Origin of the sequence: Stenotrophomonas sp. SAU14A_NAIMI4_5 (genome assembly GCF_003086795.1) — a bacterium.
GTDB lineage: Bacteria > Pseudomonadota > Gammaproteobacteria > Xanthomonadales > Xanthomonadaceae > Stenotrophomonas.
In genome coordinates this window covers 2,219,360-2,242,790 of sequence record NZ_CP026003.1, presented here as the reverse complement: position 1 = coordinate 2,242,790, position 23,431 = coordinate 2,219,360, and the positions used below count along the sequence as shown (strand labels likewise).

The window sequence follows — 23,431 nt, the reverse complement described above, 5'->3', positions numbered from 1 at the left end:
ACCGCAACCTGATACTGAAACGCCAAACGAACACATCACTGTCTATCGGCAGGCCACTTGCGCAGTGACCACGCCCCAATACACTAAATTAATATCCGGCGGATCATTCGCAGCGCGTAGCGCAATACCCTATCTGGGCTGCTTGATCGGCAGCACCACGCGGAAGCGCGAGCCGACGCCGGGCGTGCTGTCCAGGTCGATGCGGCCGTGGTGCTTGTTGATGATGCTGTAGGAGATCGACAGGCCCAGGCCGGTGCCGCTGCCCACCGGCTTGGTGGTGAAGAACGGATCGAAGATGCGCTGGCGCAGTTCCGGCGAAATACCGCCACCGGTGTCCTCGAACTCCACCCAGACCGTGTCGCCGTCCACCCCGGTGCGCACGGTGATGGTGCCGCGCTCGGCAATGGCATGGCCTGCGTTGAGCAGCAGGTTCATGTAGACCTGGTTGAGTTCCGAAGGCAGGCATTCCACCAGCGGCAGCTGGCCGAACTCGCGGTGCAGGGTCACCTTGTACTTGAGCTCGTTCCAGATGATGTTGATGGTCGATTCCAGGCCGGAATGCAGGTCCACCAGCTTCCACGACTCGTCGCGGCCGGAATACGAGAAGTCCTTCAGGTCGCGCACGATGCGTGTCACCCGCTCGATGCCCTCACGCGATTCGGCCATCAGCTGCGGCAGGTCGCGGCTGATGAAATCGATGTCCAGGCGGTCACGGATATCGTCGATTTCCGGGATCAGCGCCTTCGGATCCGGCGCGCGCAGGGCCCGCTCGTACGCTTCGATGACGGTGAACAGGCTGCGCAGGTATTCCTGCAGGCTGCCCAGGTTGGAGTGCACGTAGCCGATCGGGTTGTTGATCTCGTGCGCCACGCCGGCGGCGAGCTGGCCGATGGAGGCCATCTTTTCCGACTGCAGCAGCTTTTCCTGGGTGCCGTTCAGGCGGAGGTAGGCCTGGCGAAGCTCGGCGTGGCGCTGCTGCAGCTCGCGCTCGTAGTCTTCCTGCCCCTCGATGGGGCGGAACAGGGCCAGGTAGTGGCCGCTGCCCGGCTGGCCGTGGTGGTAGAGGTGGGCGATGACCACGCCCTCGCCTACCGGCAGGCTGCCGTTCCACTGACCGTGCAGGCGGGCCTGCTCCAGCGCATCCGGCGGCAGCAGCTCACGCAGGCGCTGCGGCGCGGGGCCGGTGGTCTCGTTGCTGCCCAGCAGGTTCTGTGCGGCCGGATTGGCCAGGGCGACCTGCCCGTCTTCGGTGAACAGCAGCATGCCTTCGCGCACGCGCTCCAGCAGGGCCTGCAGCACCGGCTGCGGCGGAAGGGGGGCGGTAACCAGGGCGTTGGCGGCGGACACGGCGACTCGGGGGCTTGCGAACAGGCGCCCAATATACGCGCTGCCGCGCCATCGCAGCAGCCCACCGGCTGCTGCCGGCGGCCGGTGGGTCGATCAGGCGACGGCCAGCGGCCGGCGTGCGTTGACCGTGTGGGCCTGGCCCTTGGCGTCGTACGACGAGGATGCCTCGGTGCGGCCGAGCTGGCGCAGCGCCCAGTCCACCTCGCGGCGGCGGCGCGACAGCAGCACGCCGTTGGCGCGGTTGCGCTCGGCCAGCGCCTGCAGCTGCTCGCCCTCACCCACCGGCGGGGTGGAATCCAGGGCGCGCAGTGCTTCCAGCTTGGCGCCGGTCGCGCGGATCAGCGCGTGCACATCGTGCTCGACCAGGGCCTGATGCTCGACATCCAGGGCCTGGGCAAGTCGCTGAAGATGTTCACTCATCGCCGCGGTCATCCCTGCAGCTGCTGGTCCAGTTCGAGCATGCGCGATGCGATCGCGTCCGGATTGATCTTGTAGCTGCCGTTCTGCAGCGACTCGCGCACGGCGGCGACACGCTGGGTGTCGATGGCCGGGGCGGTGCTCAGCTCACGCTCGAGCGCCTGCAGGTTGGTGGCCTCGCCGGTCAGGCGCAGGCTGTCGGCAGCCTCCACCGGGCGCGCCGGCGCATCGCCGCTGACGCCGGGCTTGGTGGCCGGGGTCGTCACGCTGCGCAGTGCCTGGGGGACCTGCAGGTTGCCGTCGATTTTCTGGCTCATGGGGTGTCCTGGAGTTGCCGTTCACAAGGGATAACGACCGCTGGGCCGTGATCTTTAGGGAAATTTCTTACTTTTTCAACGCGCCACGATTACGTCACCATGGGCGTCCACGGTCCCCTGCACGATGCGGCGGGAGGACAGGTTCTCTACCGAAACTCGGTCGTTCTCGCCCGCATCGCCCATCGCCCGGCCGGCAATGCGCACTTCGACCGAACCGCGCCGCGACACCAGGGCCACGTTGTCTCCTCGCTTGATGAGACGCTCGGTGACCAGGTCGTTGGCCGACAGCAGGCTTCCGGCCTGCAGGGGCCGACGGGCAATGCGACCGACCGCCGCTGCGGGATCGGACAGCACGGCACCGGCGATCCGTGCGGCGTCACGCTGGACAGTGCTGATATCGGCCGCGGCCAGGGTTTCTCCAGTGGCAATGCCACGGGTGAGCACCAGCGCGGCCTGGTTGTGGCGCACCTTCACCGGCACGAACAGGCGCCAACCGCCTGGATCGGGGCAGCTGACCTCCACCGTGGTGTTGGCGGTGGGCTGCACCTGCAGGGCCGACCCGCAGCGCGGCAGGCGCATTGCATCGGCCACCACGGCCTCGCCCTCGGCGCCGGCTGGCAGGGTCGACAGCGCCGCTGTACGGATGCTGGCGACCGGCTGCCAGTCGGTGGCGGCCGCCCATGGCGAGACAAACGCCAGGGCGATGGCCAATAGAGATGTGATCCGGCGCATGGCGCCTCCTGTTCGGTAAGACCTGGCCGGGTGCGTGCAAGTGGCGTGCCAGAGGCTCGACTCTACAAAAGCGCTCAAGTTCGGCCGCCCCCACGCCGATACAGCAGCCATGTCCCATGACCTGCTCAACCGGATCGACCAGCGGACCCGACTGGCCGGCCACAATCGCCTGGCGCTGCTGCTGTTCCGTCTCGGCGGACGTCAGCTTTTTGGCGTCAACGTCTTCAAGGTGCAGGAAGTCCTGCGCCGCCCGGAGCTGTTCCAGGTGCCCGGCCTGCCCGGCCAGTTCGCCGGCGTGGCCGACGTGCGGGGCCGCTCGGTGCCGGTGCTGGACCTGGGCCTGGCCATCGGCCACCCCGAGCGTGAGCCGGACGCGGACACTGCCCCCGGCTACCTGGTGGTGACCGAGTTCAACCGCTCCATCCAGGGCTTCCTGGTGAGCGGGGTCGAGCGCATCGTCAACATCGCGGTGGAGGACATCCACCCGCCGCCGGAACTGGGCGCCGAATCGAGCTACCTGACCGCGGTGACCCGCTTCCAGGGCGAGCTGATCCAGGTGATCGACGTCGAAAGCGTGCTGGCCGACATCGCCCAGATACGCGGCGAGGCGGTGCTGGACCCGACCATGGCCATGCCCGCCGACGCCCCCCAGCTGCAGGTGCTGGTGGTGGACGACTCGCGCGTGGCCCGCCAGCAGATCCGCAGCGTGCTGGACCAGCTGGGGGTGGGCGCCACCCTGCTGTCCGATGGCAAGCAGGCGCTGGACCACCTGCTGCAGATCCACGCCTCGGGCGAAAACCCGGCCGACCGCTACGCCATGGTGATCTCGGACATCGAGATGCCCGCCATGGACGGGTATACGTTGACGACGGAAATCCGGCGCCACGCCGGCCTGTCCGGGCTGTATGTGCTGCTGCACACCTCCCTGTCCGGCGTATTCAACAATGCGATGGTGGAACGCGTAGGCGCCAACGCCTTCGTGGCCAAGTACTCGCCGCACGAGCTGGCCGACTTCGTGCTGGACCGCCTGCGCAAGGTGGCGATGGCGGCGTAAGGCCGCCTGATCCGGCCATGGCGGCCTGACGCCGCCTGATCCGGTAGTGCCGGCCGCTGGCCGGCTGTCGTGGATCCAACGGGGAGCCGGCCAGCGGCCGGCACTACCCTCCTCTGCTTTGGCACACCCCTTGCAGCTTCCCGGGCATCGTTCCCGTGGGAGTGCACCGTGCGCAACCTGATTACCGATTACCTGGGCGTGCATGCCCAGGCCATGCCGTTGCGCGAACAGCGGATGAAGCTGATCGCCAGCAACCTCGGCAATGCCGACACTCCCGGCTACAAGGCCCAGGACCTGGACTTCGACGCCGCCCTGCGCAATGCCCAGGGGCTGGACGCCAACGGCCTGATGACCACCACGAACGAGCAGCACTACGAGATCAGTAGTGGCCTGAACCCGTTCCAGGTGGCCCGCGAGGGCGTGCAGCCCAGCCTGGACGGCAACACCGTCGACCCCGATGCCGAGCGTGCCGCCTATGGCCGCGCCGCGCTGGAATACCGTGCCTCGCTCAGCTTCGTCGAGAGCAAGGTCCGTTCCATGCTCACCGCGATCACGGGGCAGTAAGCCATGAGCAACCTGCCGATCTTCGATATCGCCGGCTCCGCACTGCAGGCGCAGTCGGTGCGCATGAGCACCATCGCCTCCAACCTTTCCAACGCCGACAGCATCGCCGGCTCGGCCGATGCGGTCTACAAGCCGCTGGAGCCGATTTTCCAGGCCGTGACCAGCAAGACCGATCCGAACATCACCTCGGTGAAGGTCAAGGAAATCACCCAGAGCGATGCGGCGCCGATCAAGCGCTACGAGCCCGGCCATCCGCTGGCCGATGCCGATGGCTACATCTACCAGCCCGACGTCGATCCGGTGGCGCAGATGGTCAACCTGATCTCGACCTCGCGCAATTACCAGGCGGGCGTGGAGATGTTGACCACCGCCAAGGAACTGGCCCTGGCCACCCTGACCATGGGCCGCTGAGGCGCGCCCGCGAGGACCACCGCATGACCACCGTCACCACCCAGACCAACCAGGACGTCTACGCCGCACTCGGCCTGAACGCCCCCAACAGCAACAGCACCAAGAAGAAGAACACACTCGACCAGGCCGACTTCCTGCGCCTGATGACCGAGCAGCTGCAGCACCAGGATCCGCTGAAGCCGATGGACAACACGCAGATGGTCGCGCAGATGGCGCAGATGTCCACCGTGCAGGGTATCACCGACCTCAACACCTCGGTGAAGGGCTTCCAGGAATCGATGGCCAGCGACCAGGTACTGCGTGGCGCGGCGCTGGTCGGCCATGAAGTGCTGGTGCCGTCCGAGAAGCTGGTACTCGAAGCCGAAGGCGATGTCAGTGGCACCGTCGCTGCACCGGCCGCCGGCATCGTCACCGTCGATGTCACCGATGCCAACGGCAGCAAGGTCACCTCGATCAGTGTCGAGGCCATCGCCGCCGGTGAGGTCGCATTCAAGTGGGATGGCAAGGACGCCAATGGCAAGCGCATGGAACCGGGCAAGTACTCCATCGTCGCCAACCACGTCGACACCGCGGGCACCAGCACCAAGCTCTCCACGTACGTGCAGGCACCGGTGGAAAGCGTGACCGTTGGTTCCGATGGCCTGTACCTGAACCTCAAGGGCCTGGGCACGGCCCCGATCGATTACGTGCTCCGCGTCAGCTGAGCCGCACCCCCGCATCTACCAGGAGCAATCCCATGGGCTTCAATGTCTCGCTGTCCGGCATCAACGCCGCCAATACCGACCTGAGCGTCACTGCCAACAACGTCGCCAACGTCAACACGGTCGGCTTCAAGCAGTCGCGTGCCGAGTTCGCCGATCTGTTTGCCGCCACCAGCTACGGCCTGTCCAACAACCAGACCGGCTCCGGCGCGCGGGTCACCAACGTGGCCCAGCAGTTCATCCAGGGCAACAACGACCAGACGGGCCGCAGCCTGGACATGGCCATTTCCGGTGAGGGCTTCTTCACCATGAACATGAACGGCGCACGCGTCTATTCGCGCGCCGGCAACTTCCAGACCGACTCCGCCGGCTACGTGGTCAACCCGCAGGGTGCACGCCTGCAGGTGTTCGCGCCCAACGCCGATGGCACCAGCTTCGACGCCGGCCGCCTGGTCGACCTGCAGCTGCTGACCACCGACAGCCCGCCGAAGCAGACCAGCGAAGTAAAGGTGGGCTTCACCCTGCCCGCCAACGCCAAGGAGCCGACGGTCGCCGATTTCGACCCGACCGATTCCAACAGCTACAACCAGTCCAGCGGCGGCATCACCGTCTATGACTCGCTGGGCGTCAGCCACATCCAGGTGTCGTACTTCGTCAAGGAAGCCGCGACCAACGCCTGGACCGTGCACAACTACGTCGATGGCGAGCCGGCCGGCACGCCGACCGCGATCACGTTCGACAACAGCGGCAAGCTCACCAACCCGACCAATGGCAAGGTCAGCCTTGGAACGTTCACGCCGACCACGGGCGCGGGCGAACTGAACATGACCCTGGACATCAGCGGTTCGACCCAGTACGGCGAGAAGTTCGCCCTGCGCAACACGCAGCAGGACGGCTATGCGGCCGGCAAGCTCAACGAGATCACCGTCTCCGACAGCGGCGTGGTGTATGCACGCTATTCCAACGGTGATGACAAGCCGCTGGGCCAGGTCGCCCTGACCAGCTTCAACAACACCCAGGGCCTGGCACAGAAGGGCAACAACCTGTGGGTGGAGACCTTCGAATCGGGCACCCCGCGCACCGCGGCGCCGGACAGCTCCAACCTCGGCAAGATCCAGGCTGGCGCGCTGGAAGCATCGACCGTGGACCTGACCGAGCAGCTGGTGAACATGATCACCGCGCAGCGCAACTTCCAGGCCAACGCGCAGATGATCACCACGCAGGACCAGATCACCCAGACCGTCATCAACATCCGTTGATGACCTGCTGACCCTGTCACGGAACGCCCCCCATGGATAAAGCCCTTTACGTTGCGATGACCGGCGCCCGCGCCTCCCTGCAGGCGCAGGGAACGCTCAGCCACAACCTCGCCAACTCGGACACCCCCGGCTTCAAGGAAGCGCTGGCCAATACCGAAGCCTTCCCGATCCGTGGCCAGGGCTTTGCCTCGCGGGTGGATGCGCTGCACGTCGACGCCGGCTTCAACCGCACCGCCGGCGCGCAGCACATCACCGGCAAGCCGCTGGACCTGTCGCTGCAGACCGGTACCTGGCTGGCCGTGCAGGCTACCGACGGCAGCGAAGCGTACACCCGTGGCGCCGCGCTGTCGGTCACGCCGAACGGCCAGCTGGTGACCTCCAGCGGCCGTCCGGTGCTGGACGACAACAACAACCCGATTGCCATCCCGCCGTACCAGGCAATGGAGGTGGGCAACGACGGCACGATCTCGATCATCCCGCAGGGCGAAGGCCCGCAGACGATGGCGATGATCGGCCGCATCAAGATCGTGCAGGCCGCCGACGATCGCCTTGAGCGCCGTCTCGATGGCCTGTTCGCCAACACCGATCCGCAGCAGCCGTTCGCCCAGGCACAGGGCCCGACGGTGCACAGCGGCCAGCTGGAAGGCAGCAACGTCGATGCCGCCGGTGCGCTGGTGCAGATGATCCAGCTGCAGCGCCAGTACGAAATGCAGGTGCAGGTGATCAAGCACGGCGACGAGAACGCGCGCAGCGCCAACAGTCTGCTGCGACTGGGCGGCTGACGGAATTCCGGCACCGGCACGCGCCATTGCTGGCACACCGCTTGCACTGCTTTACACAAGGGCCGCACCGCGCGGCCGGCTTCACCCAGACAGGACTTCGAAGATGAACCAGGCACTGTGGATCGCGAAAACCGGACTGGATGCGCAGCAGATGCGCATGTCGGTGGTTTCCAACAACCTCGCCAACACCAACACCACCGGCTTCAAGCAGGACCGCGCCAGTTTCGAGGACCTGTTGTACCAGCAGGTGCGCCAGCCCGGCGGTTCGTCCTCGGCGCAGACCCAGCTGCCGACCGGCCTGCAGATCGGTACCGGCGTGCGCGTGGTGGCCACCGCCAAGAACTTCGAACAGGGCAGCCAGCAGCAGACCGGCCGCGCACTGGACGTGATGGTCAACGGCCGCGGCTTCTTCGAAGTGCAGATGGCCGATGGCAGCTCGGCCTACACCCGTGATGGTTCGTTCAAGATCAACCAAGACGGCGAGCTGGTCACCAACAGCGGTTACCCGGTGCAGCCGGGCATCCAGATTCCGGAAGGCGCGCAGTCGCTGACCATCGGCAGCGACGGCACCATCAGCGTGAAGATGGCTGACAACGCCGCCTCGGTCGAAGTCGGTGCGTTGACGCTGACCGACTTCGTCAATCCGGCAGGCCTGCAGGCCCGCGGCGAAAACCTGTACCTGGAAACCACGGCCTCCGGCCCGGCCCAGAACGGCAACCCCGGCCTCAACGGACTGGGCAACGTGGTCCAGGGCGCACTGGAAGGCAGCAACGTCAACGTGGTGGAAGAGCTGGTCTCGATGATCGAAACCCAGCGCGCCTACGAAATGAACGCCAAGGCCATTTCGACGACCGACTCGATGCTCGGTTACCTGAACCAGAACGTCTGACCGTCGCAAACGGATGATCGCCATGTCGCCCCTTTCCAAAATTGCCCGCATCGCCCTGCCCTGCGCCGTGGCTGCCCTGCTTGGCGGCTGCGTGATCGCCGGCGACGTGCGGCCGTATCCGGCCATGGCGCCGATCCAGCCGATCATGCCGCCGCAGGCCGCACCGACCGCCGGTGCGATCTACGCCGCCGGCCCCACGCTGCAGCTGTATTCGGACCGTCGCGCCCGCGATGTCGGCGACCTGCTGACCATCACCCTGCTGGAAAACACCACCGCCACGACCAGCGCGAACACCGCCACCGCCAAGGAATCGGACCTGAGCATCGGCACGCCGTCGATCTTCGGCGCACCGGTCACCCTGGGCGGCAAGGACATTCTCAGCGCGACCGCCAATGGCAAGCGTGACTTCACCGGCAAGGGCAACAGCGCGCAGAGCAACCGCCTGCAGGGCAGCGTGACGGTAACCGTGGTGCAGCGCCTGCCCAACGGCAACCTGGTGGTACAGGGGCAGAAGAACCTGCGTCTGAACCAGGGCGATGAGCTGGTGCAGGTGCAGGGCATCGTGCGCCCGGCCGACATCGCGCAGGACAACAGCATTCCCTCCAGCCGCGTGGCCGAAGCCCGCATCGTCTACGGCGGCCGCGGCCCGGTCGCGCAGTCCAACGCGATGGGCTGGCTGAGCCGCTTCTTCAACTCCGCGCTGGCGCCGTTCTGAGCATGGCCATGAACTCTCTCTTCTCTCCCGCCTGGCAGCGTCGCATCGCCGCATGCGTCGGCGTGCTTGTCCTGTCAGTCGCCGTGGCAGCCCCGGCCAGCGCCGAGCGCATCAAGGATCTGGCACAGGTCGGCGGCGTGCGTGGCAATGCCCTGGTGGGCTACGGCCTGGTGGTCGGCCTGGATGGCAGCGGTGACCGCACCAGCCAGGCGCCCTTCACCGTGCAGAGCCTGAAGAACCTGCTGGGCGAGCTGGGCGTGAACGTGCCGGCCAACGTCAATCCGCAGCTGAAGAACGTGGCCGCCGTGGCGATCCACGCCGAGCTGCCGGCGTTCGCCAAGCCGGGCCAGCCGATCGACATCACCGTGTCCTCCATCGGCAACGCCGTGTCGCTGCGCGGCGGCTCGCTGCTGATGGCCCCGCTGCGCGGCGCCGACGGGCAGATCTACGCGATCGCCCAGGGCAACCTGATCGTCGGTGGCTTCGGCGCACAGGGCAAGGATGGTTCGCGCGTCTCGGTGAACGTGCCCAGCGTTGGCCGCATCCCCAACGGCGCGACCGTTGAACGTGCCCTGCCCGATCCGCTGGCCAACGGCGGCGACATCACCCTGAACCTGCACAACGGCGACTTCACCACCGTCTCGCGCATGGTGGCCGCACTCAACAATGCGTTCGGCGAAGGCGCTGCACGTGCCGTCGATGGCGTGACCGTGGCCGTGGCCGCACCGACCGATCCCGGCGCGCGCATCGGCCTGCTGGCCCGCATCGAGAACCTGGAACTGACCCCCGGCAGCGCACCGGCCAAGGTGGTGGTGAACTCGCGTACCGGCACCGTGGTCATCGGCCAGCAGGTGCGTGTCGGCCCGGCCGCCATCTCGCACGGCTCGCTGACGGTCACCATCCAGGAGAACGCCAACGTCAGCCAGCCCAACGCCTTCGGCGGCGGGCAGACCGTGGTCACCCCGCAGTCGACCGTCACCGCCACCAACGATGGCAGCCGCATGTTCAAGTTCAACGGCGGCACCACGCTGGATGAAATCGTGCATGCCGTGAACGCCGTGGGCGCTGCCCCGGGCGACCTGATCGCGATCCTGGAAGCACTGAAGCAGGCCGGCGCCCTGAGTGCCGAGCTCGAGGTGATCTGACATGCGCATCAATCCCGCCTTTGACCTCAATCCTGTACAGCAGAACGACCCGGCCAAGATCGACAAGGTCGCTCGCCAGCTGGAAGGCCAGTTCGCACAGATGCTGGTCAAGAGCATGCGTGATGCCAGCTTTGGTGATTCGCTGTTCCCCGGTGAAAACAAGATGTTCCGGGAGATGTACGACCAGAAGATCGCCGAGGCGATGACCCGCGGCAAGGGCCTGGGCCTGTCGTCGATGATCAGCCGCCAGCTGTCCGGCCAGCAGGCCGATGGCCCGGCGCTGGACACCCGCGTGGACCCGGCCAAGGCCAGCCGCGCGTACCAGTTGAATGCACCGGCCACGACAGCCCCGTCGATGTCGCTGGACGATGCCAGCCAGGCCGTGCGCATGCTGCAGCAGATGGCCGCCGGCACCCAGGACGGCGCACAGGCTGCGGTCAACCCGGCACTGGCCCCGATGGAACAGGCGCTGGACCTGATCGCCGGCCGCGACAGCAGCAGCATGCACCGTTCGCTGGGCACCCACGACCCGTACGCCAGCAGCATCGACGGCGACGACTGGGCCGCCAGCAACGACCAGTGGGCGGCCACCGCCAGCAACCGCGGCAGCGTCGGCACCCAGGCCGATGCGCTGGCAACGCGCACCGCCGTGGCCCAGTTGGGCGCGAACACCCCTGAGGGCTTCGTGGCCAGCATCTGGGAACACGCACAGAGCGCGGCCAAGGAACTGGGCGTGGACGCCCGCGCCCTGGTCGCCCAGGCCGCGCTGGAAACCGGCTGGGGCAAGCGCCAGATCAAGCACGCCGACGGCAGCACCTCGCACAACCTGTTCGGCATCAAGGCCACCGGCTGGAAGGGCCAGAGCGCCGTTGCCGGTACCCACGAGTATGTCGATGGCGTGCGCCGTAACGAAACCGCCAGCTTCCGCGCCTACAGCACCCCGGCCGAGAGCTTTGCCGACTACGTGCGCCTGCTGAAGAGCAGCCCGCGCTACCAGCAGGCCCTGCAGGCAGGTACCGACGTGCAGGGCTTCGCCCGCGGCCTGCAGCGCGCCGGCTACGCCACTGATCCGCGCTACGCGGCCAAGATCGCCGCGATCGCCGGCGGCCCGACCATCGAGCGCGCCGTGGCCGCCGTGGCCGACGCCGGCACGCGCCTTGGCCAGACCTTCGCCAGCACCGCGACTGCGGCGCTGGGTATCACCCGTCGTTGAGGAACCCCATGTCCAGCGTCCTTTCCACCGGTACCAGTGCCCTGCTCGCCTTCCAGCGTGCGTTGGCGACCACCAGCCATAACGTCGCCAACATCAATACGCCCGGCTACAGCCGGCAGAAGGTCGACTTCGCTACCGCCGATCCGCAGAACTATGGTTTTGGCGAGGTGGGCAGCGGCACCCGGATCACCGACATCCGCCGGGCTGCAGACCAGCTGGCGATCTCGCGCCTGCTCGACAGCAGCGGCGAACTCGCGCGCCTGAAGCAGCTGTCGACCATGGCCGACCGGGTCAACGCCCTGTTCTCCGACTCGGCTACGAACGTTGCCGGCTCCTGGTCGAACTTCTTCGATGCGGTCAGCGGCCTGTCGTCCAATGCCGCAGGCACGGCTGACCGGCAGAGCCTGCTGGATGGTGGCAAGGCGCTTGCCAGCCGCTTCGGGCAGCTCAACACGCAGATGAACAACCTCAACAGCGAGGTCAACAACGGGCTCATCGCTGGCGCCACCGAGATCAATCGGCTGGCCCAGGAAATCGCACAGATCAACGGTGCCATCGGCAGCAACGTGACCGACGCCGCGCCTGACCTGCTGGACCGCCGCGACCAGCTGATTTCGCAGCTGGTCGGCTACACCGGCGGCACCGCGGTCGTGCAGGATGGCGGCGTGATGAACGTCTATACCGCCGGCGGCAATGCGCTGGTGGTGGGCACGACGGCCTCCAAGGTCACCACGGTGACCGACCCCTACCAGCCCGAGCGCCTGCAGCTCGCCCTGCAGACCCAGGGCGGCACGATCACCCTGGACCCGAAGGCCGTGGGCGGGAAGATCGGCGGCATGCTCGAGTTCCGCGACACCGTGCTGACCCCGGCCCAGGCCGAACTGGGCAAGCTGGCGGTCGGCCTGGCCGAGAGCTTCAACCAGGCCCATCGCCAGGGCGTGGACCTGTATGGCCAGATGGGCGGTGACTTTTTCAACATCGGCAACCCGCGCGTCACCCCCAATACCAGCAATGCCGGCACCGGCAGCATCACGGCGACCTATGGCGACCTGTCCAAGCTGGATGCACAGAACATCGTGCTCAAGTTCGACGGCACGCAGTGGCAGGCCAGCCGCGCCGACACCGGCGCAAGCGTTGCGCTGACCGGCACCGGCAGCGCCACCGATCCGCTGGTGATCAACGGCGTCGAGCTGGTGGTGAGCGGCACGCCGGCCACCAACGACCGGTTCCTGCTGCAGCCGACCGCCGGCGTGGCCGGCAGCCTGGAAACGGCCATCACCGATCCCTCGCGCATCGCGGCCGCCGCCGCCGTGAAGGGCACGGCAGCACTGGCCAACACCGGTACCGGCAAGCTGACCGGCGTTGCGGTGACCGACGTCGGCAACGCCAACCTCCGCGACCCCGCCGCGATCGTGTTCACCTCCGCCACGACCTACACCATCAATGGTGGCGCACCCCATACCTATACGCCTGGCCAGACCATCAGCGCCAACGGCTGGAGCTTCGTGCTGGATGGTGCGCCCAAGACCGGCGACACGTTCAACATCACCCCCACCCCGGCAGGCTCGTCGGACAACAGCAATGCCGCGCTGCTGGCCAAGGTCGAGGATGCCAAGGCCTTCAATGCCGGCACGGTCACCCTCAACGGCGCGCTCGGCGGCCTGACCACCCAGGTCGGTGCCGCCGCACGCTCGGCCGAGTATTCACTCGATGCGCAGCAGGTCATCTCGGACAAGGCGCAGGCCTCGCGCGATGAGATCTCCGGCGTGAACCTGGACGAAGAAGCCGCCGACATGTTGCGCCTGCAACAGGCCTATCAGGCCGCCTCGCAGCTGATCTCCACCGCCGACAACATGTTCCAGACCATCCTGGGAGCAATCCGCCGATGAGCAGCCGCATTTCCACCGGGATGATGTTCAACCAGTCGGTATCGCTGATGCTGGCCAAGCAGTCCAAGATCAGCCATCTGGAGCAGCAGATCGCCACGGGCAGCAAGATCAGCTCGGCCAAGGACGATCCGGTCGGTGCCGGCACCGCCGTTGGACTGGACCGCGTCGTGGCCGGTCTCGAACAGCTGGGCAAGAACGCCAACAGCGTGCAGAACCGTCTTGGCCTGCAGGAAAACGCGCTGGCCCAGGTCAATGAACTGATGTCGCGCGCCGTGGAACTGAGCATCCAGGCCAACAGCCCGGTGCCCAAGTCCAGTGACCTCAAGGCCATCGTCAGCGAACTGAAGACCATCCAGGACAGCCTGCTTTCGCTGGCCAATTCCCGCGATGGCAGCGGCCGCTACCTGTTTGGTGGCAGCAACGACGCTGATGCGCCGTTCAAGCTGTCCGGCGGCACGGTCACCTACAACGGCGACCAGAACCAGCGCCAGGTCGAGGTTGCGCCCGGCCAGCTGGTGTCCGATGCCCTGCCCGGCAGCGAGATCTTCATGCGCATCCCTACCGGCGATGGCCGCGTGGATGCCAGTGCCGCCGCCGGCAACAGTGGCAGCGGCCTGCTCACCTCCATCAGCCGCGATGGCAGCGGCAGCTGGGCCGGCGGAACGCTCAACGTGCGCTTCACCGGCACTGCCGAGGGCGCCTACGAGGTCGTGGACGGCAGCGGTGCGATCGTCGGCAGCGGCACACACAAGCCGGGCGAAGACATCGTCGTGGCCGGCGTCAGCATGCGCATCGAGGGTGCGCCGGCGGCCGGGGACCAATTCAACATCAGCGACGCGGGTACCCGCGACATCTTCTCCACCCTGGACAGCCTGGTCGCGGCATTGGAAACCGACCCGTCCACTGAAAGCCAGCGCACGGCATTGCAGAACACCCTGCAGTCGAGTATCCGCGACCTCAACCGGGCCTCGGAAACGATGATCGACGCCCGCGCCAAGGGCGGTGCGCAGCTGGCCGCCATCGATACCGCGGCCAGCGCCCGCGAAGCCACTGCCGTCACCGTCAAGAGCACGCTCTCGACGATGCGCGATCTCGATTACGCCGATGCGATCGGCCAATACAAGTTGGAGAACGCTGCCCTTCAAGCCGCCCAGACCATCTTCAGCCAGATGCAGGCGATGTCCCTGTTCAACAGGATCGGCTGACCCCTTCCCGTTCCACCTGACTTCCAGCACGGCGCGCCCCGCGCCTTTCCACACCGAAACGAACCGAGCAACCACGGAGAAGCACCATGGCACAGATCATCAACACCAACACCATGTCGCTGAATGCTCAGCGCAACCTGACCACCAGCAGCAGCTCGCTGGCCACCTCGATCCAGCGCCTGTCTTCGGGCCTGCGCATCAACAGCGCCAAGGACGATGCCGCCGGCCTGGCCATTTCCGAGCGCTTCACCACGCAGATCCGTGGCATCAACCAGGCCGCGCGCAACGCCAACGACGGCATCTCGCTGGCCCAGACCGCCGAAGGCGCGCTGGGTGAAGTGGGCAACAACCTGCAGCGCATCCGCGAACTGGCCGTGCAGGCCCGCAGCGCCACCAACTCCGCGTCCGACCGCCAGGCGCTGAACGCCGAAGTGCAGCTGCTGAAGCAGGAAATCCAGCGCGTCGCCGAGCAGACCAACTTCAACGGCACCAGCCTGCTGGATGGCAGCTTCACCAACCAGGCCTTCCAGATCGGCGCCGACCAGGGCCAGACCATCAACATTTCGCAGATCGCCAATGCGAATGTGCACAAGCTGGGCGACTGGACCAGCGCCTCGACGCCGGCCAGCGTGACTGGTCAGGCCGCGACGGGTGGTGCGGCGGCGGCTACGCCGACGACCTCGGGTACTTCGGGCACCTTCACTCCGGTTGCCTCTGCCACCGCAGGCGGGTTCGCCTTCTCGGTGGGCGGCGTTGAAATCCATACCGCTGCTGCGGGTGCTGCGGTCACCGTGGCCGACCTCACCACGGCCCTGGCCAACAAGTCCGACGCACTTGCCGCCGCCGGCATCACCATGACCGGCACCGTGGGTGCAGGCACGCTGGCGTTCTCGCGTGCCGATGGCAATGACATGGCGATCACCGTTACCGGTACCGGTACCGGCGAAGGCTTCGCAACTGGAACTTTCGTCGCAAACCATCAGGACGGCACGCCTGCCGTGGCCGCTGACTTCCCGGCCGTCACCGCCGGCCAGCTGACGCTGACCAAGGCCGACGGCAGCGGCGTGGTCGACATCACCGTCGGCGCAGCCAAGACCGCCTCGGAGCGCAACACCCTGCTGGTGAACGCGATCAACGCCAAGACCCACGAAACCGGCGTGACCGCATCGCTGATCGATGGCAAGGTGCAGCTGGAGAACAAGGAAGGCAACTTCACCATCGGCGGCAGCCTGAGCGCGACCGAGCTGGCCAACGCAACCGGCCTGACCTCCGGCAGCAGCGCCACCACTGGTACCTCGTTCGCCGCAGGCACCACGCAGACCGGCTTTGCCGAGCTGGACATCTCCAACCAGGCCAACGCTGACAACGCCATCCTGGCCATGGATGCCGCGCTGCAGTCGATCAACTCGGCGCGTGCCGACCTGGGCGCGATCCAGAACCGCTTCACCTCGACCATCGCCAACCTGAACACCAACTCGGAAAACCTGTCCGCCGCCCGCAGCCGCATCCGCGATGTGGATTACGCGCAGGAAACCGCCGAGCTGACCCGTGGCCAGATCCTGCAGCAGGCCGGCACGGCCATGCTGGCCCAGGCCAACCAGGTGCCGCAGAACGTGCTGCGCCTGCTGCAGTCGTAACAGCCGCCGCAACCTGAGCTTCAGGAGGGCCCCGCCATGCAGATGGCGGGGCCTTTTCATTTGCCCCGGAAAAAAGCACCGAAACTTTCCTAAAGGCCGGAGGGGTAGTGCCGTTATTGATTTCAGCAGCGGTAGCACACCCCTTGGGGGGAAGCCAGCCACTGCCCCCCGAAACCGGTCAGGCTGCTCTGCCGGACACACTGCCAACAAGGAAACCGCACCATGGCACAAGTCATCAACACCAACACCATGTCGCTGAACGCCCAGCGCAACCTGAGCACCAGCGGCACCAACCTGGCCACCACCATTCAGCGCCTGTCCTCGGGCCTGCGCATCAACAGCGCCAAGGACGATGCCGCCGGCCTGGCCATCTCCGAGCGTTTCAGCACCCAGATCCGCGGCGCCAACCAGGCTGCCCGTAACGCCAACGACGGTATCTCGCTGGCCCAGACCGCTGAAGGCGCCCTGGGTGAAATCGGCAACAACCTGCAGCGCGTCCGTGAACTGGCCGTGCAGTCGCGCAGCGCCACCAACTCGGATTCGGACCGCCAGGCGCTGAACGCCGAAGTCCAGCTGCTGAAGCAGGAAATCCAGCGCGTCGCCGAGCAGACCAACTTCAACGGCACCAACCTGCTGGACGGCACCTTCACCAACCAGGCCTTCCAGATCGGCGCCAACCAGGGCCAGACGATCAACATCTCGCAGGTCGCCAACGCCAACATCAGCAAGCTGGGCAACTGGACGAGCGCCTCTCACGACGCATCCGTCACCGGCACCGTCCCGAATGGCGATGCAGCCCCGGCTGTTGCCACCACGACCGGCTCGTTCGGCGCCTTCACCCCCCTGGCTGTTGCCGATAATACGGGCGGCTTCTCCATCAGCGTCGCAGGCGTCGAAGTAGTCAATATCGCTGCGGGTACGGCCGTTACGGCACAGAACATCACCGACGGCCTGGCCGCCAAGAGCAGTGAACTGGCAGCAGCAGGTGTGAGTTTCACTGGCACCGTAGCCACCAACCTGACCTTCACCAAGGCAGATGGCAGCGCGCTTGAAGTGGACATGTCTGCTGATGCTGAGGACGCCTTCGCCAACGGTGCTGCTGTCAACGACACCGCCAACGGTACTCCGGCTGTCGCCGCATCTTTCGGCGCCGTGAGCTTCACCGTCGCAGGCAGCAAGGGCTCCGCCCAGATCGACCTGACCGCCGTCAGCAGTGCTGGCGACCGTGCCACCCAGATGGTCAACGCTGTCAACGCCAAAACCCACGAGACCGGCGTCAGCGCCGCTCTGGTTGAAGGCAAGCTGCAGCTGACCGGCAAGGAAGGCAACTTCACCATCGGCGTGGTAGCCGGCGGTGACGATGCGGCAACCGTGAAGGAGCAGACCGGCCTGACCGCTGCAGCCACCAACAACTACGCCGCTGGCGGTGCCAAGTCGGGCTTTGCCGACCTCGACATCTCCTCGGTCGACGGTGCCGACAACGCCATCCTGGCCATGGACGCTGCCCTGAACTCGATCAACTCCTCGCGAGCTGACCTGGGCGCCATCCAGAACCGCTTCACCTCGGTGGTTGCCAACCTGAACACCTCGTCGGAGAACATGTCCGCAGCCCGCAGCCGCATCCGCGACGTGGACTACGCTTCGGAAACCGCCGAGCTGACCCGCAACCAGATCCTGCAGCAGGCCGGTACCGCCATGCTGGCCCAGGCCAACCAGTCCAGCCAGAACGTGCTGAGCCTGCTGCGCTGATCCAGCGGTAGTACCTTGCAGTAACGGGAAGGGGGCGAAAGCCCCCTTCTTCGTGCCCGGCGGCCGGTTGGCACGCGGCTTGCACTGGGTGGGGAAGCGTTTCAACGCTCAAGCTCGCCCATCCCCGGCCGATAGCAGGTGCAGGACACCTGAACGGCCCGTCCAAGAACAAGGATTCCCCGCATGGCCATCGGCACGATTGGTACAGGTCTCGACATTCCCTCGCTGGTTGCCCAGCTGACCGCCAAGGAACGCGAGCCCCGCGAAAACCAGATCAACTCGGCCGGTGTTGCGGCCAGCGCCAAACTGTCGGCGCTGGGCACCATCAAGAGCGGCATGACCACCCTGCAGACGGCGCTGAAGACGCTGGTGACAGGCATGGCCAAGCCTGGTGTGAAGCTGACCACGCCCACCGAGTCGAACTTCACCGCCGCGCTGGATACCAGCACCACGGCCGGCAAGGCCGCGGCGGGTACCCACCAGGTGGAAGTCAAATCGCTGGCGCAGAACCAGAAGCTGAGCTCGCAGGCCTACACCAAGGATGCCGTCGTGGGTGACGGTACGCTGTCGATTGCCTACGGCGACAAGACCCTCAACGTGGAGATCGAAGCCGGCGCGACGCTGGAGAAGATCGCTGCGGAAATCAACTCGGCCGCGCAGAGCAAGGGCGTCACCGCTGCGGTGGTCACCGCCGACGATGGCCAGCACCTGGTGCTCACCGCCGTCGATTCGGGCACCAAGGGCGCGCTGAAGGTCAGCGCCAGCGGCGGCAATGGCGGGCTCTCCAGCCTGGTCTACGACGGCACCGATGCCTCGAAGATGAGCGAGATGGTGCCGGCCAAGGATGCCGTGGTCGTGGTTGATGGCTTCACCCGTACCAGCAGCTCCAACACCATCACCGACCTGGTGCCCGGTGTCAGCCTGACCTTGACCAAGGCCAAGGAAGGCGAGCCGCAGACGCTGACCATCGCCCCCGACAACAGCACGCTGAAAACCAACCTCAACGCGTTCATCACCGCCTACAACTCGATCCAGTCGACGCTGAAGAGCTCCAGCGCCTACAACGCCGAAACCAACACCGCCTCGACGATGACCGGCGATGCCATGGTGCGCGGCCTGCAGCAGCAGCTGCGCACGCAGCTGAGCAGCAACGTCAACGATCTGAAGGACCTGGGCCTGACCATCGCCGCCGATGGCACCCTGAGCCTGGATGCGGCCAAGCTGGACACCGCGCTGTCGAAGAACCCGGAAGCGGCCAACAAGCTGTTCGGTGCCGAAGGTGCGCTGGCCAAGCCGATGACCGAGCTGATGAAGAGCACCCTGGATACCACCAGCGGCACGATCACCCAGCGCCAAGCCACCTTGAACAAGCAGATCAAGGCGCTGGAAAAGCAGCTGGACGATCTCGACAAGAGCATGGAAAAAGTGTCCGACCGCTACACCAAGCAGTTCACCGCGATGGAGAAGATGGTCTCGCAGATGCAGTCCGCCAGCGGCTCCCTCATCGACCAGCTCGGCTGATCCACGCGCTTTTCCCGTGCAGGTGGCACTCAAGTAGCACGCCATCTGCGCCGATAACACGATAGACCCCGTGCCGAACCCATGCCCCTACCCGCGCGGATGGGCAGGCATTCCAGGAGATTCCATATATGTACGGTTCCAATCGGCAGTTCGCCGAGCAGTACCGCAAGGTCGGTGTGACCACCTCGGTCGTGGACGCAGATCCGCACAAGCTGGTGGCCCTGCTGCTGGCCGGTGCATGCGAGCGCATCCGCACCGCTGAAGCCTCGCTGCAACAGAATGACCAGGCGCGCAAGGGCAAGGCCATCGGCGAAGCCTGTGCGATCGTCGGCCACCTGCATGGCTCGCTCGACCATGAAGCCGGTGGCGAGATCGCCGGCAACCTGTCGGCGCTGTACGACTTCGTCATCATGCGCCTGACCGAAGGCAACCTGCACAACGATTCCACCGCGCTGCAGGAAGCCCTGGGCCTGATGGTCGAAATCGATTCGGCCTGGAACGCCATTCCGGCCGACCAGCGCCACGTCAAGGCGGTGGCACCGTGAACCTGCAGTCGCTGCACGATTCGCTGGACACGCTCGACGCCAGCCTGCCCAACGACGACTACGACACCAGCGAACGTCTGATGGCCGAGCACCTGCAGGCCGTGGCTGCGCTGTCGATGGTTGTCGAGCGCCCCAGCAACGAGGCGATCCTTGCACTGCGCGACCACCAGCAGCGTGTGCTGGCCCGCATGATCGGCCTGCGCGACGAAGCCGCCGCGCACCTCAAGCACACGGGCCGGTCCCTTCGCGCCGCCCATGCGTACCTGAAGGCAGAATCTCTGGCATGACCCTGCTGCCGACCACGTCGCTGCACCACCCTGCCGAGAGCGAGCTGTTCGATGAAACGCTCAGCTGCGAGCTGGCCCTGCCGGCCGAGTTCCAGGCGGGCAGCGCGGCTGGTCGCACCAGCAGTGCCGAAGGCCTGCTGCGCAGCCTGGCGCTGGTCGAAGACAGCCGCGGGGACGAGCACGACGAACGCAGCGAAACCAGCCTGCAGATCCAGCGGCTGGAAGCCAAGCTGGACCTGACCATGGTGCTGCTGGGCCGCCTGGTGCGCCAGCAGGGCCAGGACCTGCCGCTGCGCCCGGTGCGCTGGTCGCGCCGCGGCATCCGCCTGCAGCTGGGCCCGCGCAGTGGCGCCCTGCCCGGCCAGTCCGGCGTGGTACGCCTGCAGCCCAGCGACTGGCTGCCCGACAACATCGACCTGCCGGTCGACGTCATCGCCGAAGCGGCCGATGGCAGCGGCGGCCACTTCCTGTGGCTGCGCTTCAATCGCCTCGGCGATGGCCTGGAGATGGCCATGGAACGGCACTTGTTCCGTTTGCATCGGCGTCAGGTTGCCGAAGCGCGGCGAGCGCGCTGAAACCTGCCACCCGGAAGCGGGACGGAGTGCTCTTGGCGCGCCCGTTCAGCTAAGTTAAGGTGGTCTCCCCTCACGGACCTGCAACGTGCCTGTGCGAGTTCTCATCGTCGACGATCACACCCTGGTTCGCGCCGGCCTGGCGCGACTGCTGCAGGGGTTTGCCGACGTGCAACTGGTAGCCGAGGCGAGCAACGCCGAGCAGGCGCTGCAGATGGCCCTGCTGCATGCCCCCGACGTGGTCCTGATGGACCTGTCCCTGCCTGGCCGGACCGGCCTGGAAGCCCTCAGCGACATCCGCCTGCGCTCGCCCGGCACCCGCATCGTGATGATGACCATGCACGACGACGCCGCCCATGTGCGTGATGCACTGGACCGTGGCGCCGTGGGTTTCGTGGTGAAGGATGCCGCCCCGCAGGAGCTGGAACTGGCACTGCGCGCCGCGCACGCCGGCCAGGTGTTCCTGAGCCCGCAGATCTCGGCCAAGATGCTGGCGCCGATGCTGGGCCGCGAGAAGCCCACCGGCATCGCCGCCCTGTCGCCGCGCCAGCGCGAGATCCTGCGCCGCATCGGCAAGGGCGAGAGCAACAAGGAAATCGCCGCAGACCTCGGCATCAGCGTGAAGACGGTGGAGACCCACCGCGCCCGCATGATGGAATCGCTGGGCTGCCGCCGCGCCAATGATCTGCTGCTGCTGGCGGCCCGCCACCAGCACGAGCTGGAATAGCGTCGACCGTTGGTCGACTGCTGTTGCGTTGGATCCCGCGCTTCGCGCAATAGTCGACTGACAGTCGACTCTACCCCCCCCGCCACAGGCGACGGAATGCCGTCACCCTGACACGAACTGTCGGGTTTCCGTACACCGGCACCCCGGACGACTGCCCGGCGCCCACGAAAAATCAACAACTTGCCACGGGGCACCGTCAACTTCCCGCGACGTTGTAGGGAATACCCCTACACCCTGTCGGGAACATCACCAGTGCATTCAGGAACCCCCCGATTCCGCCTGCCCGGGATCAAAAGCAAGATGTGTTCCACAAGGCGTCGGGGAGCGGCGCCGGGGAACTGAAATGAAGGCTGCACTTTCGACCCAGCTGGGCCAGACGCTTCACCTCACGCCGCAATTGCTGCAGTCCATCCGACTGCTGCAGCTGGACGGGCTGCACCTGGAACAGGAAATCCAGCGCCTGCTGGATTCCAACCCGCTGCTGGAAATCGAGGACGCCGAAGCACCGGCGGCCGACGCCACCGACGCCAGCGCCACCACCCTGGAAACGGCTGCCTTCGATGAGCTGCCCGAGTCCTCGATGTGGGACGTAGCCGGCAGCAGCTGGCAGGACGGCGACGACGACCGCATGGCGCGCATCGCCGCCGGCGAGTCCACCGACCCTCAGCTGCGTGTGCTGCAGCGCCTGGCGCTGGATCTGGATGAGCGCGAACTGGCCGTGGCCGCCTTCTGGCTGGAACACTGCGACGAGGCAGGCTACCTGCAGGCGCCGCTGGACCAGCTGCAGCTGCTGGCCAGCGCCCAGTTCGACATCGACGCCGCGGGCGTGGAAGCCATCCGCCAGCAGCTGCTGCACGGCGAACCGGCCGGCATGGCCGCACAGGACCTGCGCGAAGGCCTGCTGGCCCAGCTCTACAGCCTGCACGGCGTGGTGCCGGCCCGGCACCTGGCCGCGCGCATCCTGGAAGGCGCGCTGGACGCCCTGGCCGCACATGACTACCCCGCGCTGGCCCGCCAGCACGATGCCGAAGTGGATGACGTGCGCGAGGCCGTGCGCCTGATCCTGTCGCTGCAGCCGCGCCCGGGCGACAGCCTGCTGCCCGAGCGCAACGCCGTTGTGGTGCCGGACGTGGTCGCCTGGCACGCCGACAAGCAGTGGAAGGTGGCGCTGAATCCGGCCACCAGCCGCCGCGTCTCGATCAACAGCCAGTACGAGCAGGCCCTGGCCGAAACCAGCGACGCCGCCCCGGCACTGCGCGAGATGCTGCAGGAAGCGCGCTGGTTCAGCCGCGGCCTGTCCATGCGCTACGACACCCTGCTGCGCACCGCACGGGTGATCGTCGAGCGCCAGGCCGCGTTCCTGGTGCGTGGCGAGGAAGCCATGGCGCCGCTGACCCTGAAGGAAGTGGCCGAAGAGATCGGCATGCACGAATCCACGGTGTCACGCATCACCACCGGCAAGTTCCTGCAGACCCCGCGCGGCACCTTCGAACTGAAGCATTTCTTCGCGGTGCGCCTGGAAGGTGCCAGCGTGTCCGGCCAGGCCGTCAAGGCCATGGTCCGCCGCCTGATCGACGCCGAACCGGCCGGTCGCCCGCTGGCCGACGAGGCCATTGCGGGACTTCTGTCACGCCAGGGGGTGAACATTGCCCGCCGAACCGTCGCAAAATACCGCGAACAACTGGATATCGCCCCGGCCCGTGAACGGCGCCGGCTCAGCGCCAGGCAACCACAGCTGGCCCGAGTGGGCTGA

24 protein-coding genes and 1 pseudogene are annotated in these 23,431 nt (G+C 66.6%); 21 read left to right on the top strand and 4 right to left on the bottom strand.

Annotated elements, in window-relative coordinates:
• Window positions 1–129: 129 nt before the first annotated feature.
• The 4 genes from C1925_RS10520 to flgA all read right to left on the bottom strand — a co-directional run bounded on the left by C1925_RS10520 (window position 130) and on the right by flgA (window position 2,813).
• Complete coding sequence (locus C1925_RS10520) at window positions 130–1,347, bottom strand: ATP-binding protein (RefSeq protein ID WP_108768822.1); 1,218 nt, start codon at window positions 1,345–1,347, stop codon at window positions 130–132.
• Between the two features lie 93 nt (window positions 1,348–1,440).
• Entirely contained in the window at window positions 1,441–1,779 is a 339-nt protein-coding gene (locus tag C1925_RS10515) for a flagellar protein FlgN (protein WP_108768821.1), read from the bottom strand.
• Window positions 1,776–2,081 carry a flagellar biosynthesis anti-sigma factor FlgM gene (gene flgM, locus C1925_RS10510; protein WP_079221847.1) on the bottom strand — a complete coding sequence of 102 codons (306 nt, stop codon included), beginning with the start codon at window positions 2,079–2,081 and terminating at the stop codon, window positions 1,776–1,778. The genes C1925_RS10515 and flgM overlap by 4 nt, the downstream gene beginning before the upstream one ends.
• A gap of 75 nt (window positions 2,082–2,156) precedes the next feature.
• Window positions 2,157–2,813 (bottom strand): flagellar basal body P-ring formation chaperone FlgA, encoded by a 657-nt coding sequence (gene flgA, locus C1925_RS10505; RefSeq protein WP_108768820.1) that lies wholly within the window; start codon window positions 2,811–2,813, stop codon window positions 2,157–2,159.
• A 109-nt stretch (window positions 2,814–2,922) separates the two neighbouring features.
• Between flgA and C1925_RS10500 the strand changes: the two genes are divergently transcribed.
• The 21 genes and pseudogenes from C1925_RS10500 to rpoN all read left to right on the top strand — a co-directional run bounded on the left by C1925_RS10500 (window position 2,923) and on the right by rpoN (window position 23,431).
• The gene (locus C1925_RS10500) at window positions 2,923–3,867 is read left to right on the top strand and encodes a chemotaxis protein (RefSeq protein ID WP_079221845.1); all 945 of its coding nucleotides are present in this window, start codon (window positions 2,923–2,925) and stop codon (window positions 3,865–3,867) included.
• A gap of 168 nt (window positions 3,868–4,035) precedes the next feature.
• Complete coding sequence (gene flgB / locus C1925_RS10495; protein WP_108765130.1) at window positions 4,036–4,431, top strand: flagellar basal body rod protein FlgB; 396 nt, start codon at window positions 4,036–4,038, stop codon at window positions 4,429–4,431.
• A gap of 3 nt (window positions 4,432–4,434) precedes the next feature.
• Window positions 4,435–4,842, top strand: coding sequence for a flagellar basal body rod protein FlgC (gene flgC, locus C1925_RS10490; protein WP_079221843.1), 408 nt, complete (start codon window positions 4,435–4,437; stop codon window positions 4,840–4,842).
• Between the two features lie 23 nt (window positions 4,843–4,865).
• Complete coding sequence (locus C1925_RS10485) at window positions 4,866–5,546, top strand: flagellar hook capping FlgD N-terminal domain-containing protein (RefSeq protein WP_108768819.1); 681 nt, start codon at window positions 4,866–4,868, stop codon at window positions 5,544–5,546.
• A 32-nt stretch (window positions 5,547–5,578) separates the two neighbouring features.
• The gene (flgE, locus tag C1925_RS10480) at window positions 5,579–6,802 is read left to right on the top strand and encodes a flagellar hook protein FlgE (protein ID WP_108768818.1); all 1,224 of its coding nucleotides are present in this window, start codon (window positions 5,579–5,581) and stop codon (window positions 6,800–6,802) included.
• Between the two features lie 32 nt (window positions 6,803–6,834).
• Window positions 6,835–7,584, top strand: coding sequence for a flagellar basal body rod protein FlgF (locus C1925_RS10475; protein WP_108768817.1), 750 nt, complete (start codon window positions 6,835–6,837; stop codon window positions 7,582–7,584).
• 103 nt (window positions 7,585–7,687) lie between these two features.
• Window positions 7,688–8,473 carry a flagellar basal-body rod protein FlgG gene (gene flgG, locus C1925_RS10470; RefSeq protein ID WP_108768816.1) on the top strand — a complete coding sequence of 262 codons (786 nt, stop codon included), beginning with the start codon at window positions 7,688–7,690 and terminating at the stop codon, window positions 8,471–8,473.
• A 22-nt stretch (window positions 8,474–8,495) separates the two neighbouring features.
• Window positions 8,496–9,188, top strand: coding sequence for a flagellar basal body L-ring protein FlgH (gene flgH, locus C1925_RS10465; protein WP_108770677.1), 693 nt, complete (start codon window positions 8,496–8,498; stop codon window positions 9,186–9,188).
• Between the two features lie 2 nt (window positions 9,189–9,190).
• Window positions 9,191–10,333 (top strand): flagellar basal body P-ring protein FlgI, encoded by a 1,143-nt coding sequence (locus C1925_RS10460; protein WP_108768815.1) that lies wholly within the window; start codon window positions 9,191–9,193, stop codon window positions 10,331–10,333.
• Between the two features lies 1 nt (window position 10,334).
• Window positions 10,335–11,546, top strand: coding sequence for a flagellar assembly peptidoglycan hydrolase FlgJ (gene flgJ, locus C1925_RS10455; protein ID WP_108768814.1), 1,212 nt, complete (start codon window positions 10,335–10,337; stop codon window positions 11,544–11,546).
• A gap of 8 nt (window positions 11,547–11,554) precedes the next feature.
• Window positions 11,555–13,435 (top strand): flagellar hook-associated protein FlgK, encoded by a 1,881-nt coding sequence (gene flgK / locus C1925_RS10450; RefSeq protein WP_108768813.1) that lies wholly within the window; start codon window positions 11,555–11,557, stop codon window positions 13,433–13,435.
• Window positions 13,432–14,640 (top strand): flagellar hook-associated protein FlgL, encoded by a 1,209-nt coding sequence (flgL, locus tag C1925_RS10445; RefSeq protein ID WP_108768812.1) that lies wholly within the window; start codon window positions 13,432–13,434, stop codon window positions 14,638–14,640. The genes flgK and flgL overlap by 4 nt, the downstream gene beginning before the upstream one ends.
• An 86-nt stretch (window positions 14,641–14,726) precedes the next feature.
• A pseudogene (locus tag C1925_RS21310) lies at window positions 14,727–15,341 on the top strand (flagellin); the annotation flags it as partial.
• A gap of 153 nt (window positions 15,342–15,494) precedes the next feature.
• Window positions 15,495–16,277 carry a flagellin gene (locus tag C1925_RS21505; RefSeq protein ID WP_343125663.1) on the top strand — a complete coding sequence of 261 codons (783 nt, stop codon included), beginning with the start codon at window positions 15,495–15,497 and terminating at the stop codon, window positions 16,275–16,277.
• A 222-nt stretch (window positions 16,278–16,499) separates the two neighbouring features.
• A complete protein-coding gene (locus tag C1925_RS10435; RefSeq protein ID WP_108768810.1) occupies window positions 16,500–18,026 on the top strand; it encodes a flagellin in 1,527 nt (508 codons plus the stop codon).
• A 183-nt stretch (window positions 18,027–18,209) separates the two neighbouring features.
• Window positions 18,210–19,547, top strand: coding sequence for a flagellar filament capping protein FliD (gene fliD, locus C1925_RS10430; protein WP_108768809.1), 1,338 nt, complete (start codon window positions 18,210–18,212; stop codon window positions 19,545–19,547).
• A gap of 128 nt (window positions 19,548–19,675) precedes the next feature.
• On the top strand, window positions 19,676–20,092 hold the full coding sequence (gene fliS, locus C1925_RS10425; protein ID WP_079221831.1) for a flagellar export chaperone FliS: 417 nt from the start codon (window positions 19,676–19,678) through the stop codon (window positions 20,090–20,092).
• Window positions 20,089–20,379 carry a hypothetical protein gene (locus C1925_RS10420; protein ID WP_108768808.1) on the top strand — a complete coding sequence of 97 codons (291 nt, stop codon included), beginning with the start codon at window positions 20,089–20,091 and terminating at the stop codon, window positions 20,377–20,379. The genes fliS and C1925_RS10420 overlap by 4 nt, the downstream gene beginning before the upstream one ends.
• Window positions 20,376–20,954, top strand: coding sequence for a PilZ domain-containing protein (locus C1925_RS10415; RefSeq protein ID WP_108768807.1), 579 nt, complete (start codon window positions 20,376–20,378; stop codon window positions 20,952–20,954). Before C1925_RS10420 ends, C1925_RS10415 begins: the two co-directional genes overlap by 4 nt.
• Window positions 20,955–21,045: 91 nt before the next feature.
• Window positions 21,046–21,678 (top strand): response regulator transcription factor, encoded by a 633-nt coding sequence (locus tag C1925_RS10410; RefSeq protein WP_108768806.1) that lies wholly within the window; start codon window positions 21,046–21,048, stop codon window positions 21,676–21,678.
• 343 nt (window positions 21,679–22,021) lie between these two features.
• Window positions 22,022–23,431 (top strand): RNA polymerase factor sigma-54, encoded by a 1,410-nt coding sequence (gene rpoN / locus C1925_RS10405; RefSeq protein ID WP_108768805.1) that lies wholly within the window; start codon window positions 22,022–22,024, stop codon window positions 23,429–23,431.